This is a genomic window from Verrucomicrobiota bacterium, from assembly GCA_021413925.1.
GTDB lineage: Bacteria > Verrucomicrobiota > Verrucomicrobiia > Chthoniobacterales > UBA6821 > UBA6821.
In genome coordinates, this window is record JAIOPL010000010.1 from 101,578 (window position 1) to 115,718 (window position 14,141).

Consider the following 14,141-nt stretch of genomic DNA (forward strand, 5'->3'; position numbering starts at 1 on the left):
TCTGCCTGTGAATCTAACGTGTTAACCCAATGGCAGTTTTCGCAGGCGAGCTCGTTCCTCATCGCAGGAAAGCATGCAACCAGCCAACAGATGTGAAACGAATTTTTCAGCGATCTTCAGGATCAGATCAGCGGCCGGAGTGGCTGTCATCCCCTCCATTCGGAATCTTATAACGCTCGGACCTTTGGCTCCGGAAAGAGCCAGGATAGCATGAAAATCCGCATCGAGCGTCACTACGATACGATCCTCCTGCGAGGCATGCTTCAGGATCAATTCATCAGCAGTTTTGGCCATGCCGATTTCCGAGACATGGACGGCATCCTCGCCGGCCGATCGTAACAGATCAGCGGCCCTCAGGGGCAACCCCTGATCAAGCAGCCACCGCATGGCCGCTATTCAGTAATACCGTCTGGTCCGGCAGATAGAGCGCCGCGTAGCGGATCGCTTGAGCCACATCCGCATCTTCCAGATCAGGGTAATCCTTCTTACGCTCGGCCGCGTCGGGATAGAGGGCTGCAATCTCCAGCACCCGACGCACGGTCAGACGCATTCCGCGCAGGCAGGGTTGCCCGTTCATCACGGCCGGATCCACGGTAATTCTATCCAAGGATTGCATACCTCACCCTTACTCCTGCCATCATCCGTTCACAACCCGTTTCTGTCGTGCCCGGGGCAACTACCCCACTACCGACTGAGCCTACTTCTTGGCTTTTGTCTTCGTAGGAACGGGGTGGGCTTCAATAAAGTCCCTCACCGATCGTACCACCACATCACTCAGAGTGACATCGGCTTTGTCGGCGATGGCCTGAAGTAGGTCTTTTTCGTCCGTGGGAATGCGGACTGTCATGATCCCGTCGCGTTTTTTAGGCATATGGAAACCTAGGAGGTCATACCTCGGAGCGCAAAATATAATTCGTAAGGCAAACGCTTATTCGCACGATTTCTTAGAAAAGCGAAGCTGAAGCGTTATTGGTAAAATTACCTTTCGGATACTTAGCGTTAATTTCCTGGGCCCTTGTTCGTAAATTTGAGCTGAGAATCCGGAGAGATCCTCTCGAGCCTCGAGGCCACCGCGATGGGAAAGATCGCCAAGGCAAAGAGCGCCGCAACGACCATCTGCGCCCGTAGGGTAAGGGGGTGCCAACCATCAGGAGCCGTGATGCAGAGAATGGCAATCAGGCCACCCAAATAGGCGATCCACCAGAGCCCGTTCCGCATTTCAAGGAGCCGTCCCCGCAGCCACTGGGGCACCAGAAATAGGATCGTGGGTAGCAGAATCGCGCCGGTGGCACAGAGCACAGAGGTCTTTCCGCTCCAGAGAATCGACCAAGTTGCCATGACAAAGGCCAGCCTGCACCAGAGCCCAGCAGCGAGCAGGCGGAATGGCCTCTTCACCCCGGGAAGCTGTTTGCGTAGCGCCATGAGACTCACGGGTCCGACCGCCAGCGCGATCACTATGGTGGCTGTCAGGAAACCGACGATCCTCTGCCAGCTCGGCCCTCCGAAGAGCATGATAATCCCGATCACCAGACTGCTGATCAGACCCACCCAGGGGACGGATTGGTCATTCAGGCGCTGGAAGCATTTTGGGAGAAGCTCGCATTTACCCATCATCCAGCTCACGCGTGCCGAGACCCCCATGTAGGCCATGGCAGTGGCTCCGGGCGAGAGCACCGCATCGACAAGGAGGAGATTGGCCACCCAGATCAGGCCAGCCCCTAGGGCTATCGCCACCAGGGGACCTCCGTGGGCTGTCAGCACGAGTTGGCTCCACCCGTGGGTGAGTTGGCTCGGGTCGACCGAGACCAGAAAAGCGAGCTGGAGGACCATGTAGATCGCCAGAGAGATTGCTAGCCCCATACCCATGGAGAGGGGGACATCGCGCTGGGGGCGCTTGGATTCTCCAGCCAGATTCATCGCTGTCTGAAATCCGAAGAGACTAAAGAGCACCCCTCCTGTGCTCACCGCCGTCAGGATCTCGTCGCGGATGGTCCCGTCCCAAGGGATCTTCTCTACCAGGTTGCCCCAGTGCGATTGCTTCACCATGAGGGTCACGGAAACCAGCAGCGGGATCGTCAGCTTCCAGAAAGTCAGACCGTCGACCCACCTGGACAGAATCCCGATTCCGCTCAGATTGATCCAGGCAAAGAGGCACAACATCACCGCCGCACATCCTATCCCCCCGGTGCTCAGGATCTGTTCGTTGCCCACAGTGATCGTGAGCCACGGGAACTTGCTCGCCAGATACTGCATCATCGCAAGCACCTCGATCGCGGGGATCGAGACATAGGAGATCCAGACGCTCCAGCCTCCGATAAATCCGGATGTCCTTCCGTGGGTAAGCAGGGGGATCTCCGCAAGGGCGCCGGAACTTGTCACAAGCGCCCCCAACTCCGCGAAGACGATCCCGATTCCGAACGACATCAGGCCCCCGAAAAGCCAGGCCAAGAGACTGGCCGGGCCGGCAAACTTGGCGCAGAGATACGGCGCGAAGAGCCAACCCGATCCTATCGTCCCGGTCACGACAGCGAACGTCATGCTCCAGAGGCCGAGTTGGCGCTTCAGTCCCATGTCGGAGCCCGTGTTGTCGCGTGATGGATCGGGCATGGGATTAAATCAGCGGTTCTCTAGATAGGAGGTTGATTTGCCAATGTCAAAACAGTGGCTCAGGTGTTGTTGTGACGCCTGACTTCCGGGCGTGAACAATCACCTACTCAATCTCTCAATCGGAAAGCTTCCTCAACCGGAAGGCCCCGATCTCTTCACCGATTATGCCTTACCGTCCGGGGCGCTTGTTCGAGGTCTGTTTCATGGGCTGAGTGGGGAATATATGGGGGTTGTCAGCTGGGTGAGGGGGAAACTTCCGACACATCCAATGTGGTACTTGTCACCCAAAAATCAAATGGAGATTTCAGCTCCGGAAAAAAATTCTGAGACCTAGGACACTCGGTGACTGGGTTGCCGTGGCAGGATGTGGCGTATGGAAACCACCGACATCCGCATCCCCGCCAATATCCTCGCCCTCCTGGAAGCCACCGCCTTTGCCAATGGCTACGAACCCGAAGAGGTAATCATTGCTGCCATCGAAGCATTTCTCGAGAGCGAGCATAACCCTCCCTATGAAACTGAAAGGTGACAGAGTGTTAAATCCCATTGAGTTCATTGTGGGACTTGGACATAAAGGGGCCCATGTCACGCATTGCCGCCAAGGCCTCTCTCAAGCCGTCTCCCAAGACTTCCCGTGCACGTTCGGTCAAGCCGGCTAAGTCATCTAAGTCCCCTAAGCCTTCCAAGTCTGCTAAATCAGTTAAGCCCGTCCAGAATCACGGGCGCTCGGCACGCCTGCCGATGTATCGGATGCTCCAGATCCATGATCTTCTGAAGGAGGGTAAGTTCCCCAACTGCCAGGCTCTTTCCTCTGACTTCGAGGTCTCCTACAAGACCGTCCAGCGCGACATCGACTTCATGCGGGATCAGCTCCAGCTGCCGATCGAGTATGATTCTGCACGCAGGGGTTTTCTCTATACGAGAGAGGTGAAGAACTTCCCCTCCGTCACCCTTCAGGAGGGGGAAGTGGTGGCTCTCTTGGTAGCCCAGAAGGCCGCTGAGCAGTACCGGGGGACTCCCTTCGAGAAGCTCCTAAACACTGCCTTCACCCGTCTCGTCGAGGGACTACCCTCCAAGGTTGAGATTTCTTTGAGAGACCTGAGCGAGGCCGTCTCCTTCCGCCCGCCCGGTCCCCCAGCCACAGATCTCGGAAGCTTCCAGACCCTTTCCAATGCCTTGATGGACTTGCAGGAAATCTCCTTCCAGTACTGCAAGCCCGGCGACGGCTCCGGCAGCGAACGCCGCGTCCAGCCCTACCATCTCGGCTGCATAGGCGGCATCTGGTACCTGATCGGGTTTGACCTGGCTCGCAATGCCATCCGCACCTTCGCGCTCGCCCGCATCTCCGATCCCAAGACCCTCAACCGCCGCTTCACACGTCCCAAGGGATTCTCCCTCGACAACATGCTCAGCGACAGCTTCTCCGCCTTCGAGACCCAGAATGCCCAGCAGGTCCGCATTCTTCTGGATCCTCTTGCCGCTTCCCTCACCGGAGAGCGCAAATGGCATCCCACCCAGAAGATGACCTTCAGGAAGGACGGGTCCGCAGAGCTTTCCCTTAAGGTTGGCCTGGCTCCTGATCTCGAGGCCTGGATCATGGCATGGGGCCCTCGGGCCAAGGTGCTTTCTCCCCCGGCACTCAAGAGTCGGATCGCAGCCGCACTCCAGCAAGCGGTCATGCAGTACCAGAAATAAAACATTTTCCCCCATCCAGATCTTTCAGTGCCTCGGAGTTGATGTGGATTTTGATCACGCACGGCCATTCCTCCGCTTTGGGTCGTGTAAGAAGTAGGATTTTACGCTGTGCCTCCGACAGCCCTCGACGCTCGACTTCAGCCTCCCTCCTAACAGCCTAACAGTCCTCAGCCTAACCACCTAATCCCTCACTTTTAACCGCTCCTGCAGCGCCGTTGGCGCTTAATACCCTTCAGCCTTCAGCTTTTCGCCTTTCGCCTTTCTTTACCCCTAGGACGCTCAGTGACCTAGCTCGTGTAGGAGGATGTTCGCCCATGAATATCAAACCTACTCAGTCCTCACCACTCCTCGCCTTCATGCGAGGGTCCTTAGCCCAAGTTGTCATCGGAGGCTCCTGCCTCGGAATGACCGCATGCGCCAGCATTGTCAGTAAGTCCTCCTACCCGGTCACCATCTCCAGTAACCCTCCCGGTGCCTGCTTCACACTCAAGAAAGCCAACGGCATGGCAATGTCGACCGGGACTACACCGGCCACCATCATCCTCAACTCTTCCAACGGTTACTTCCAACCCGCCAAGTATGTAGTTGAGTTCAACCGCAAGGGAGTCACCCAGACAGTTCCTCTCAATGCCTCCATCTGCGGATGGTATTTCGCCAACCTCCTCTTTGGAGGACTCATCGGCCTCCTCATTGTCGATCCAGCGACTGGTGCCATGTGGCGTCTTGATGACAACGTGATCGCCACCTTCAACCAGACAGCCTCAGTGGGTCATTCCCATGGACTGAAGATCTGCACGATCGACCAGGTCCCTCTTTCCCTGAGGAAGCATCTCTTGGCTCTGAACTGAAAACCCAAAAAAACAGAATACTATGAACAATCTCACAGAAATCGCGTTCATTCTCGACCGATCCGGCTCCATGCAATCGATTGCAGAAGCAGCCGTGAATAGCTTCAACGAACTTCTTGCCCGGCAGCAAGCAGAGCATGATCAGACACCGGTTAAGATGTCCCTTGTGCTCTTCAACGCCGAGTATGAAGTCCCATTTGCATCCGTGAACGCCCCAGAGCTTCCACGCCTGCATATGGCAACCTACGCACCGGATGGCGGCACCGCTCTTCTGGATGCTATTGGCCGTACCATTGACGAATTGGGCCTTCGCCTCGCCGCTATGAGCGATACGGATCGCCCGGGCAAAGTCATCCTCGCCATCATGACCGATGGTGAGGAGAACTCCTCACGCATCTTCAACTGGGAACAGATCAGCGAAAAGATCCGTCATCAGCAGGATGTCTACAAATGGGAGTTCCTCTTCCTTGGAGCCAACCAAGATGCCATTGCAACGGCTGGCAGGATGAACATATGTGCGAGCAAATCGGCCAACTTCTATTCTACTGATGCAGGCATGCGGAAATCCATGAGGGGTGTGGAGCAGAACTTCTTCGAGACGAAACACCGTGTGAGCGAGCCAACCCCACTTTCACAGTTGGTCGAGGAGGCCGACGACAAAGAGTAACCCCCTACAGGCCCTCGACGTTGACGTCACTTATCGCCCGCAAAGCGGTGCCGCTCCTTTCGTGCGCAGATTGACTCTCTTCTGATGCGGGGGAGGAGAGAAATCTTTTAGCTGTAGATGGGAGGGGTTTCTGTCAGAATATCACCATGAGCATTAAGTCCATGGGTTCTCCTTTGGCGGGCAAAAAAGTTACCCTCGTGAAGAGGGAGGTATCGATTCTCCGCTCTAATGCAATTGTGTCTCTCGAGGGCTATAAGCCGACAAAACTTGATCGAGAGTTAGATCGACAGTTTATTTCAGGTCGTATCACCCGTTCTCAGGCAATTGCCCGTATCAATAGGGAAGCACGGCTTCTAGCCAAGAAGTCTAAGGTTAGGGTGCTCGTTACTGCGTGATGGCAGCTTATGGTCCGCAAGGGTTACCGGATCCCTATGCGTAGGCGATCGAGGCGCGGATATCCTCGGCCTCGAGATCGGGAAAATCCCTCAGGATCTCCTCTTGAGAGGCACCTCCAGCCAGCATCTCCAGAACATCCTTCACGCGGATACGCATTCCCCTGATGCAGGGACGGCCTCCGCACTGGGCGGGATTGAGAGTAATGCACTCCATGCACATACCAGTACTCTTGCATGCCGCACCAGTCAACCTCGGCAAGCTTTACAGCTATTAGGCCAACGGCCTTTTGTATGCAGGATGAGGCCCAGACGAACTTGCCGGTTGAAACAAGGTCTTTAATCGCTTATTGAAGGGTTCATGAAAGCGACTGGATTCACTTATTGGGAGTCGGACGGGCATTGGGTTGGATACCTTGACCAATACCCCGACTACATCACCCAAGGAGAGAGTCTGGAGGATCTCAAGGAACATCTCGCCGATCTCTACAAGGATCTTACTTCAGGAGAGATCCCGCACGTTCTTCACCACGCAGAGTTGGAGCTCGCGTGAAGCGCAGGGATCTCGTCCGGGCGGTTGAAAAGGTGCGTGGGAACGCAGCTTAGTCATACCGAAGGTAGTCCGAGCATTGCTCGGATGCCTGATCGGGGACGATCGGCAGACAACTAGCTGGTGCCGTCTTCATTCGGCATGGGGGTAAGCACGACTGGTATCAGAATCCGGCAACAGGGATCAGTCAGCCGATTCCCAGGCATACGGAGATTAATGAATTCCTAGCCCGAAGCATCCTTCGCAAGCTTGGCGGTGAGAGTAAGAAGTAAGGATTTTACGCTGCGTCTCCCCGCTGGCCCCCAACAGCCCTCGACGCTAGACCCCTCGACCCTCGACTTCAGTCTCCCTGCAAAAAGCCCAATAGCCTAATAGCCTAATAGCCTAATAGTCCTCAGCTTTCCTGAGCCCTCGACATTGACGGCACTTTACGCCCGCAAAGCGGTGCCGCCCCGTTGGGGCTACGACTGCGTCGTAGTCTTCCGCGCTCCATCCGTGAAGCTTGGTTCGACCCATCGACGCTCGACTTCAGCCTCTACCTTGCAACTTTCCAACGTTTTACTTTTTAACCGCGCCTCAAGCGCCTCCCCATCTCCCATATCCCATATCCCATATCCGCGCCGTAGGCGCTTCATCCCATTCCCTTTATCTCTGTGAAACTGATCCTCTCTATTTCCCTGAAATCAGGCGATCGTAGTCGGAGTGATGCCCGATCCAGAACCATTGCAGCCCGTCCGGATGATTCGTCGCCAGGGCCCGGTAGTGAAGCCCTACTCTTACCGAATGGAGCAGTCCGATCTTCTTCAATCGGAGAGAGGGATGTGAGGGGTCGGACTTCAGCATGGCGAAGTTCTTGTCCGCCAGTTCACGGACAGCGTCAGGCAGTCGGTTGTAGGCCGCCCAGAAATCCGGGTCTGCAAAATGTTTCAACAACAGCGGGTTCAAAGCGGGGTACAGCGACCCGCTTCGCGATGTTCTCCGGCTCGCTCCAACGCCTCATTTAGGCGTCCGGCTTTGGCATCGCGCTCGATTTGCCGATCCCACTGATCGGCGACAAACTCCTCAAACCACTGCGAAAAGACAGAAAGCTCCTGAGACGAGAGTTTCGCCACGGCGGTCTCGATTTCCTGAATGCTCATATCTCATCATTACTCCTGCATCCCACATCAGTCAACCTCGGCCAGGCCTCCGAAAGCCCTCGACGCTCGACTTCAGCCTCTACCTTGCAACTTTCCAACGTTTTACCTTTCAACTGCCCCTCTGGCGCCTCCCCATCTCCCATCTCCCATATCCCATATCCGCGCCTCTGGCGCTTAATACCCTATCGCCTTTCGCCTTTTATCTGCCGGTCATCCCCGACCAGGCATCCTCGCAAAAACTCGGACTACCTACGGTATGATTAAGCCTCGTTTGATTCGCTCGCTCCCGCGAGTCTTACCCCTGTCGGGGCTACCTGCGGTAGTCTATCTCCTGCTTCCAAGCATTCGATTCCACGAGCCTTTTGCCTAACCACCTTTCTTAAAAGCTAGGACACTCAGTGTCTTGATCGGGTGGTAGGCTCTGTCCATGAAACTACTCCTGACTCTCCTTGCCATTTCAGCATCTCTCCACGCCCAGGACTACTTGGGCCAGCTCAGTGCTAATCCCTATACCCCAGACTCCACGGCAAATCCCTACGGCCAGTACGGCAGCCCGTACGGTCCGAACAGCATCAATAATCCCTACGGCGCCTATGGGAGTCCCTACTCCTCCACTAGCGTGAACAATCCCTACACCACCGATGCTCCTCGGATCATCGCTCCGGATGGCACCTATCTGGGAAAGCTGAGTGCCAATCCCTACGCTCCTGATTCTACGGCCAATCCCTACGGTCAGTACGGAAGTCCTTACGCCCCAAACAGCATCAACAACCCTTATGGTCCCAACGGAAGCCCTTATTCCCCAACCAGCGCAAGAAACCCTTACGCACCAAAGGGACCAGTCATCGTCCATCCCTAATAACGTTCCCACTTAACCCAATGGGGCTGAACGCGCCGACTTCTGTATGAATCCCCATTACCCATATCCTATCTCCCATACCCGCGCCTTAAGCGCTTAATCCTATGGGCTTCTTCCGTTTTCGTCGCAGCATCAAGCTTTTCCCTGGGGTTCATTGGAACTTCGGGAAGAAGAGTACCTCCCTGAGTATTGGGGGGAGGGGAGCCCACTACACCATGGGAACCTCGGGCAGTAGATTTACGGCCGGTATTCCCGGGACAGGACTCTCCTACACCGACATCCACAGCAGTCATTCACGAGTTAGAGCCCGTCACCCTCGTATTCCAGAGCCATCTGAGGAATGGATCCGGAACAACCGGATTAACGTTAATATCCACACCGAAGACCGTAAGCCAGGAGAGCCACCAATCCGTCCTGACCAACTCGATACCATCAAGTCGATCCTTCCTGACTTCGACCTCAGTAAGGTGACTGATTACGGAGAGGTTCAGGCCGACAGCTTCATCGAGCAACTTCGCTACCAGCAGAAGGAGGCCTCCAAGACCCTCCTCAAGCAGTTCTACGCTGGCCACGGTCACGCCATCCCGAATGATTTCATCGACCACTGCTACGACAACCCCGATCAACCGTATCGAGCTCGGAAAAAGTGGGGGTGCGGGAACTGGTTCGTAATAGGGATCGCCCTCTGGGTGTTGATCTCCCTCCTGCGCAAATGAACCAGCTTGAACTAGCAGAGAAGCTCGGCAGGCCTGCTCTCTGGATTAATCGGATGCGGAAGCTTTGCAAACTGGGTTTGCTGAAGGACTCGGGATATCGGCGTAGAGCTGTGTTGCCCTGCGCTCGGAGTAGCTCGCTACACCTTCCCTTGGCCGCCTTGCTCTCCATCCGATTTTCCGAATCATGGCTGAAATGAACCGAATCAACTCGTCAGGGCACTATCTGTGCGTTACATGTAATACACCGTTTTTTATATGGCCGTTCACCCTGAATTCCCCAGTTCACCGTTTGCACCGCTGATTCCTGAGCAGCGGTGGTTTCCGGCTGATGAGGCGATGCGGAGCACCGCCTATGAGAAGCTCCTCCCTCCTCTTGTTGCGAGCATTAGGAAGGAAGTCTTTGCATGGCGCGAAAGTGACTACAAAGGGGCTTCCCCGACCTCCATTGCACTTCTCAGACATTGGTTTGAAACAGACCATCTCCTGGAGAACGCCAACGGAACACTTTCAACCTTCCGCTACTACTACGCTCAGAGAGAAGCGGTTGAGACTGTGATTTGGCTTTATGAAGTCCGAAAGTCAAGGGACAAATACGACCTGATTCGTTTTGACGCATCGGGAGCGGTCTCTCCCGGAATGTTTCCTGAGGATTGGCCCCGTTATGTCTCCAAGCTCGCAACTGGGGCTGGGAAAACGAAGGTGCTCTCCCTCCTGATTGCTTGGAGCTACTTCCACAAGCTCTATGAGCCCGATTCGGCCCTCGCCCGGAACTTCCTTGTCATTGCACCCAACATCATCGTCCTTGACCGTCTCCGCACAGATTTCGAGGGGTTGAAGATATTCTTCAATGACCCGATTCTTCCTCCGAATGGACTCGATGGGAAAAACTGGCGGGATGATTTTCAGATCACTCTCCACATTCAGGATGATGTTCGCATTGTCAGACCCACAGGCAATTTCTTCCTGACCAATATTCACCGCGTTTTCCTTGGCGATGTTCAGGAGCCGACCCTAGAGGATGATGACCTTCGTAATTACTTTTTCGATGATGCTTTCGGTCCCAAGCCAGTCGGCAAAACCACGCATTCCAAGACTGACCTTGGCGAAATCATTCGCGAAATCGAGGAGCTGGCCGTCTTCAATGACGAGGCTCACCACATCCATGACCCCCGGATGGCATGGTTTAAATCCATCCAAAACATCCACCATAGGATGCTTCAGAAAGAGAGCCGTCTCTCTCTTCAAGTTGATGTCACGGCAACGCCGCGCCATGACAATGGCGCAATCTTTGTTCAGACAGTCTCAGACTACCCACTGGTCGAAGCCATTCATCAGAATGTCGTCAAGCATCCTGTCCTTCCCGATGCGGTTAGTAGGGCCAAGCTCCATGATAAGAAGAGCTCTATCTTCACGGAAAAATACGACGACTATTTGAAGCTGGGCGTCGAGGAATGGAAAAAGAGTTATGCCGAGCACCAGCAGCTAGGAAAAAAGGCTGTCCTCTTCGTCATGGTGGATGACACTAAGAATTGTGATGAGGTAGGGGAGTATCTTCAGAAGATTTGCCCGGAGCTTGAGGGGGGCGTCTTGGTGATTCACACCAAGAACAATGGAGAAATTTCCGAGGCTTCAAGCGGCAAGAACAAGGAGGAACTCGAAAAACTCCGCAAGGAATCCAACGCGATTGATTCTCCAAAATCCCCTTACAAGGCCATCGTCTCCGTCCTGATGCTCAAAGAGGGCTGGGATGTTCGCAATGTCACCGTTATTTGCGGACTCCGTGCCTACGCCGCAAAGTCGAATATCCTTCCAGAGCAGACACTGGGCCGTGGACTTCGACGCATGTATTTCGGGAATGAAGCCGTGAGTGAGACGGTTTCCGTTCTTGGTACTCCGGCTTTCATGCAGTTTGTGGAATCCATCCAGAGTGAGGGCGTCACCTTCGAGCGTGTTCCCATGGGAGCAGGAGCCCAGAGACAAGATTCCATCGTTGTTGAGGTTGATTCTGAAAACGAGGAGAAGAACCTTGATGCCCTCGACATTTCTCTGCCGAAGCTCACCCGCCGTTATCAGCGTGAGTTTAAGAACCTAGCGAGAATCGACCCCGCCGCCTTTGGAAATCCGCGCATCCCAGTAAAGCCATTCACCCCTGAGCAGACCCGTGACATCGTTTTCAAGACGATGCTCGATGCCGAAGTTCACCACACCATTCGTATGGATGGTTCCGGCCCTGCTGATTTTCGCTCTGTTGTTGCTTTCTTCGCTCGCCAGCTCCTCAACGACCTTCGCCTCGTTGGTGGCTACGACATCCTCTATGGAAAGGTGAAAACCTTCATGTCGGACTATCTCTTTGAAGGCTCACCCCATGGCAGCGTCGATCTCGAAGACGCGGTGATTCTTCGGAATCTCTCCGAACCTGAAGCCGGAAAGATTCTTTATGACTCCTTCAAGAAGGCCATCAATGCGCTGACGATTCAGGAGACAGGGACAACTCGCATTGAGGATAGAATCCGTCTCAAAGAAACCCGCCCCTTCCGCACCGACTACCGAGCACATATCAATGCGACCAAGAGCATCTTCAACAAAGTTGTTGGAGAACCTCACTCGGGAGGCTTCGAGCTTCGTTTTGCGTCATTCTTGGAAAACGCTTACGATGTTCAAGCGTTCGCCAAAAACTACATGGCTGTCGGCTTCAAACTCGATTATGTCCGCGCAAACGGCGACCTCTCCAACTACATCCCCGACTTCATTGTTCGTACGACGGATGGCACGATTTGGATTGCAGAAACCAAAGGCCGAGCCGAGCTCGACCTTCCGCAGAAGATGGCCCGCCTAAAACAATGGTGCGAGGATGCGAGCAACGCTGAGAAAGAGGAAGGGGCCACTCAACGCTACGATTTCGTGTTTGTGGACCAGAGCGGATTTGAGACCCACCTGCCAAAGAGCTTCGCATCTTTGGCAACCAGCTTCACGGAATTCAAATCATGACTGAAGCTGAGCTCAATCAAACATTGCAACAGCTGATCTCTGCTTGGGAAGGCGAGTGTGTGGAATTCAAGGATGCAAACGACAACTTTTCCACTTCCGAAATTGGGAAATATTTCTCGGCACTGAGTAATGAGGCAAATCTCCGCAATATTCCTTCTGCTTGGCTGGTCTTTGGCGTGAGTAACGGAACACGCTCCATCATCGGAACCACGTATCGCGACAATAGAGAGCGTCTCGACAGCCTGAAACAGCAGATCGCACAAGACTCTGATCCATCCATCTCTTTCCGAGAGATCCATGAGTTAAAAACGCCGCAAGGCCGGATCATTCTTTTTCAAATACCCTCAGCTCCGCGTGGTATTCCTATTGCTTGGAAAACGCATTTCTACGCTCGCAATGGGGAAAGTCTGACGGGGCTTGATCTGACGAAGCTTGAGGAACTCCGTGCTCAACCTAGAGAAGGAGATTGGACTGCGTCTACATGTGATGGTGCAACTTTAGGTGATTTAGACCCCGCCGCTCTTCTGAAAGCCCGCGAGATATTCATCGGCAAATTCCGTGATAGCATCCCCGAGGAAACCATACGGTCTTGGGATGAGATCACCTTTCTCGATAAAGCAAAGATCACCATTCAGGGGAAAATTACTCGCACTTGCCTACTTCTTCTCGGTCGTAGTGAGAGTACCCATTTTCTCTCACCTTCGGTTGCGGAATTGTCTTGGAAGCTTGAAGGTCCTGAGCGCGACTATCAGCATTTTTCTCCTCCTTTTCTTCTCGGAACCTCGCTTCTTTACCAGCGGATCAGAAACCTTCGCCTTACACTTCTTCCTCCTGGATCATTGCTCCCAATTGAGATTTCAAAATATGACCAGCGGGTAGTACTCGAAGCATTGCATAACTGCATTGCGCATCAGGATTACACAAAGAACGAACGCGTTCTTGTCATCGAGCGGCCTAGCGAGTTGATCTTCCAGAATGCAGGAGAGTTTTTTGATGGAACCCCCACGGATTACATTCTAGGAACCCGCTCGCCCCGTCGTTATCGGAATCGTCATCTGGCACAAGCCATGGTTCATCTCCGCATGATCGACACCATGGGATTTGGTATTCGTGATGTCATGTGGAAGGGGCAAGCTTCCCGATATTTACCCCTTCCTGACTTTGATCTTTCAGAACCGGGGCATGTAACCCTTCGTCTCCAAGGACGGTTTATAGACGAAAACTATAGTCGTACACTTCTGTCACACGCAGACCTTCCATGGCCGGATGTCTTGGCGTTGGATGCCGTTCAAAAAGGAGCCCTCCCTGACGACGAAAGCATCCAGTCGCTTCGCAAGCAGGGTTTGATTGAAGGCCGCAAGCCTCATTTTCATGTTGCTGCCGAAATTGCTGCTGTGACTGACAAGAAATCGGAATATATCCGTCACAAGGCATTCGATGATACTCATTTCTGTGAAATGATTCTTGCCTTCCTCACACAGTTTGGTGAAGGAAGGAGGGAGGATTTTGAGCGCCTTTTGGACGGCAAGCTTTCTGACCTACTTACATCAGATCAAAAGAAAAGCAAAATCCATAACTTACTTCAGAAACTTAAGCGTAAAAATCGAATCAAAACTGAAGGCAAGACTAGTGGCTCCGTATGGAAACTAGTGATAAATAATCAACTTTAATCAACTTTAA

At 53.9% G+C, this 14,141-nt stretch carries 17 protein-coding genes; 10 read left to right on the plus strand and 7 right to left on the minus strand.

Annotated elements, in window-relative coordinates; translation table 11 throughout:
- Positions 1 to 21: 21 nt before the first annotated feature.
- The 4 genes from K8R57_05575 to K8R57_05590 all read right to left on the minus strand — a co-directional run bounded on the left by K8R57_05575 (position 22) and on the right by K8R57_05590 (position 2,571).
- A complete protein-coding gene (locus tag K8R57_05575; protein ID MCE9587765.1) occupies positions 22 to 387 on the minus strand; it encodes a DUF5615 family PIN-like protein in 366 nt (121 codons plus the stop codon).
- Positions 371 to 616, minus strand: coding sequence for a DUF433 domain-containing protein (locus K8R57_05580; GenBank protein MCE9587766.1), 246 nt, complete (start codon positions 614 to 616; stop codon positions 371 to 373). Before K8R57_05580 ends, K8R57_05575 begins: the two co-directional genes overlap by 17 nt.
- Before the next feature lie 81 nt (positions 617 to 697).
- A complete protein-coding gene (locus K8R57_05585; GenBank protein MCE9587767.1) occupies positions 698 to 871 on the minus strand; it encodes a hypothetical protein in 174 nt (57 codons plus the stop codon).
- Between the two features lie 128 nt (positions 872 to 999).
- Positions 1,000 to 2,571, minus strand: coding sequence for an APC family permease (locus K8R57_05590; protein MCE9587768.1), 1,572 nt, complete (start codon positions 2,569 to 2,571; stop codon positions 1,000 to 1,002).
- Between the two features lie 409 nt (positions 2,572 to 2,980).
- Here K8R57_05590 and K8R57_05595 point away from each other — a divergent pair, with 409 nt between their 5' ends.
- From K8R57_05595 to K8R57_05615, 5 genes are all read left to right on the plus strand, one after another.
- Complete coding sequence (locus tag K8R57_05595) at positions 2,981 to 3,136, plus strand: hypothetical protein (GenBank protein MCE9587769.1); 156 nt, start codon at positions 2,981 to 2,983, stop codon at positions 3,134 to 3,136.
- A gap of 53 nt (positions 3,137 to 3,189) precedes the next feature.
- Positions 3,190 to 4,302 carry a WYL domain-containing protein gene (locus K8R57_05600; GenBank protein MCE9587770.1) on the plus strand — a complete coding sequence of 371 codons (1,113 nt, stop codon included), beginning with the start codon at positions 3,190 to 3,192 and terminating at the stop codon, positions 4,300 to 4,302.
- Positions 4,303 to 4,616: 314 nt separating this feature from the next.
- Entirely contained in the window at positions 4,617 to 5,150 is a 534-nt protein-coding gene (locus K8R57_05605; GenBank protein MCE9587771.1) for a hypothetical protein, read from the plus strand.
- A 22-nt stretch (positions 5,151 to 5,172) separates the two neighbouring features.
- Positions 5,173 to 5,817 carry a VWA domain-containing protein gene (locus K8R57_05610; protein ID MCE9587772.1) on the plus strand — a complete coding sequence of 215 codons (645 nt, stop codon included), beginning with the start codon at positions 5,173 to 5,175 and terminating at the stop codon, positions 5,815 to 5,817.
- A 146-nt stretch (positions 5,818 to 5,963) separates the two neighbouring features.
- Positions 5,964 to 6,212, plus strand: coding sequence for an antitoxin VbhA family protein (locus K8R57_05615; GenBank protein ID MCE9587773.1), 249 nt, complete (start codon positions 5,964 to 5,966; stop codon positions 6,210 to 6,212).
- Between the two features lie 34 nt (positions 6,213 to 6,246).
- On the opposite strand, the gene K8R57_05620 is transcribed toward K8R57_05615, so the two are convergent.
- On the minus strand, positions 6,247 to 6,426 hold the full coding sequence (locus K8R57_05620) for a DUF433 domain-containing protein (protein ID MCE9587774.1): 180 nt from the start codon (positions 6,424 to 6,426) through the stop codon (positions 6,247 to 6,249).
- 144 nt (positions 6,427 to 6,570) lie between these two features.
- On the opposite strand from K8R57_05620, the gene K8R57_05625 reads away from it, so the two are divergent.
- The gene (locus tag K8R57_05625; GenBank protein ID MCE9587775.1) at positions 6,571 to 6,762 is read left to right on the plus strand and encodes a type II toxin-antitoxin system HicB family antitoxin; all 192 of its coding nucleotides are present in this window, start codon (positions 6,571 to 6,573) and stop codon (positions 6,760 to 6,762) included.
- Positions 6,763 to 7,428: 666 nt separating this feature from the next.
- Here K8R57_05625 and K8R57_05630 read toward each other — a convergent pair.
- Positions 7,429 to 7,689: a hypothetical protein gene (locus K8R57_05630; GenBank protein ID MCE9587776.1), complete on the minus strand. Its 261-nt coding sequence runs from the start codon at positions 7,687 to 7,689 to the stop codon at positions 7,429 to 7,431.
- An 11-nt stretch (positions 7,690 to 7,700) separates the two neighbouring features.
- The gene (locus tag K8R57_05635; protein ID MCE9587777.1) at positions 7,701 to 7,898 is read right to left on the minus strand and encodes a hypothetical protein; all 198 of its coding nucleotides are present in this window, start codon (positions 7,896 to 7,898) and stop codon (positions 7,701 to 7,703) included.
- 427 nt (positions 7,899 to 8,325) lie between these two features.
- On the opposite strand from K8R57_05635, the gene K8R57_05640 reads away from it, so the two are divergent.
- The 4 genes from K8R57_05640 to K8R57_05655 all read left to right on the plus strand — a co-directional run bounded on the left by K8R57_05640 (position 8,326) and on the right by K8R57_05655 (position 14,131).
- Entirely contained in the window at positions 8,326 to 8,757 is a 432-nt protein-coding gene (locus K8R57_05640; GenBank protein MCE9587778.1) for a hypothetical protein, read from the plus strand.
- A gap of 104 nt (positions 8,758 to 8,861) precedes the next feature.
- A complete protein-coding gene (locus K8R57_05645; protein MCE9587779.1) occupies positions 8,862 to 9,473 on the plus strand; it encodes a DUF4236 domain-containing protein in 612 nt (203 codons plus the stop codon).
- Between the two features lie 255 nt (positions 9,474 to 9,728).
- Positions 9,729 to 12,461, plus strand: coding sequence for a DEAD/DEAH box helicase family protein (locus K8R57_05650; GenBank protein MCE9587780.1), 2,733 nt, complete (start codon positions 9,729 to 9,731; stop codon positions 12,459 to 12,461).
- Positions 12,458 to 14,131, plus strand: coding sequence for a putative DNA binding domain-containing protein (locus K8R57_05655; GenBank protein ID MCE9587781.1), 1,674 nt, complete (start codon positions 12,458 to 12,460; stop codon positions 14,129 to 14,131). The genes K8R57_05650 and K8R57_05655 overlap by 4 nt, the downstream gene beginning before the upstream one ends.
- The last annotated feature ends 10 nt before the right edge of the window (positions 14,132 to 14,141 follow it).

What these genes read in the sequence shown, in the direction of transcription:
- K8R57_05620 (MCE9587774.1), bottom strand. Translation starts at nt 6,426, where the DNA reads ATGGAGTGCATTACTCTCAATCCCGCCCAGTGCGGAGGCCGTCCCTGC.
- K8R57_05650 (MCE9587780.1), top strand. Translation starts at nt 9,729, where the DNA reads ATGGCCGTTCACCCTGAATTCCCCAGTTCACCGTTTGCACCGCTGATT.
- K8R57_05600 (MCE9587770.1), top strand. Translation starts at nt 3,190, where the DNA reads ATGTCACGCATTGCCGCCAAGGCCTCTCTCAAGCCGTCTCCCAAGACT.
- K8R57_05605 (MCE9587771.1), top strand. Translation starts at nt 4,617, where the DNA reads ATGAATATCAAACCTACTCAGTCCTCACCACTCCTCGCCTTCATGCGA.
- K8R57_05655 (MCE9587781.1), top strand. Translation starts at nt 12,458, where the DNA reads ATGACTGAAGCTGAGCTCAATCAAACATTGCAACAGCTGATCTCTGCT.
- K8R57_05635 (MCE9587777.1), bottom strand. Translation starts at nt 7,898, where the DNA reads ATGAGCATTCAGGAAATCGAGACCGCCGTGGCGAAACTCTCGTCTCAG.
- K8R57_05645 (MCE9587779.1), top strand. Translation starts at nt 8,862, where the DNA reads ATGGGCTTCTTCCGTTTTCGTCGCAGCATCAAGCTTTTCCCTGGGGTT.
- K8R57_05590 (MCE9587768.1), bottom strand. Translation starts at nt 2,571, where the DNA reads ATGGGACTGAAGCGCCAACTCGGCCTCTGGAGCATGACGTTCGCTGTC.
- K8R57_05580 (MCE9587766.1), bottom strand. Translation starts at nt 616, where the DNA reads ATGCAATCCTTGGATAGAATTACCGTGGATCCGGCCGTGATGAACGGG.
- K8R57_05610 (MCE9587772.1), top strand. Translation starts at nt 5,173, where the DNA reads ATGAACAATCTCACAGAAATCGCGTTCATTCTCGACCGATCCGGCTCC.
- K8R57_05585 (MCE9587767.1), bottom strand. Translation starts at nt 871, where the DNA reads ATGCCTAAAAAACGCGACGGGATCATGACAGTCCGCATTCCCACGGAC.
- K8R57_05575 (MCE9587765.1), bottom strand. Translation starts at nt 387, where the DNA reads ATGCGGTGGCTGCTTGATCAGGGGTTGCCCCTGAGGGCCGCTGATCTG.
- K8R57_05615 (MCE9587773.1), top strand. Translation starts at nt 5,964, where the DNA reads ATGAGCATTAAGTCCATGGGTTCTCCTTTGGCGGGCAAAAAAGTTACC.
- K8R57_05595 (MCE9587769.1), top strand. Translation starts at nt 2,981, where the DNA reads ATGGAAACCACCGACATCCGCATCCCCGCCAATATCCTCGCCCTCCTG.
- K8R57_05625 (MCE9587775.1), top strand. Translation starts at nt 6,571, where the DNA reads ATGAAAGCGACTGGATTCACTTATTGGGAGTCGGACGGGCATTGGGTT.
- K8R57_05640 (MCE9587778.1), top strand. Translation starts at nt 8,326, where the DNA reads ATGAAACTACTCCTGACTCTCCTTGCCATTTCAGCATCTCTCCACGCC.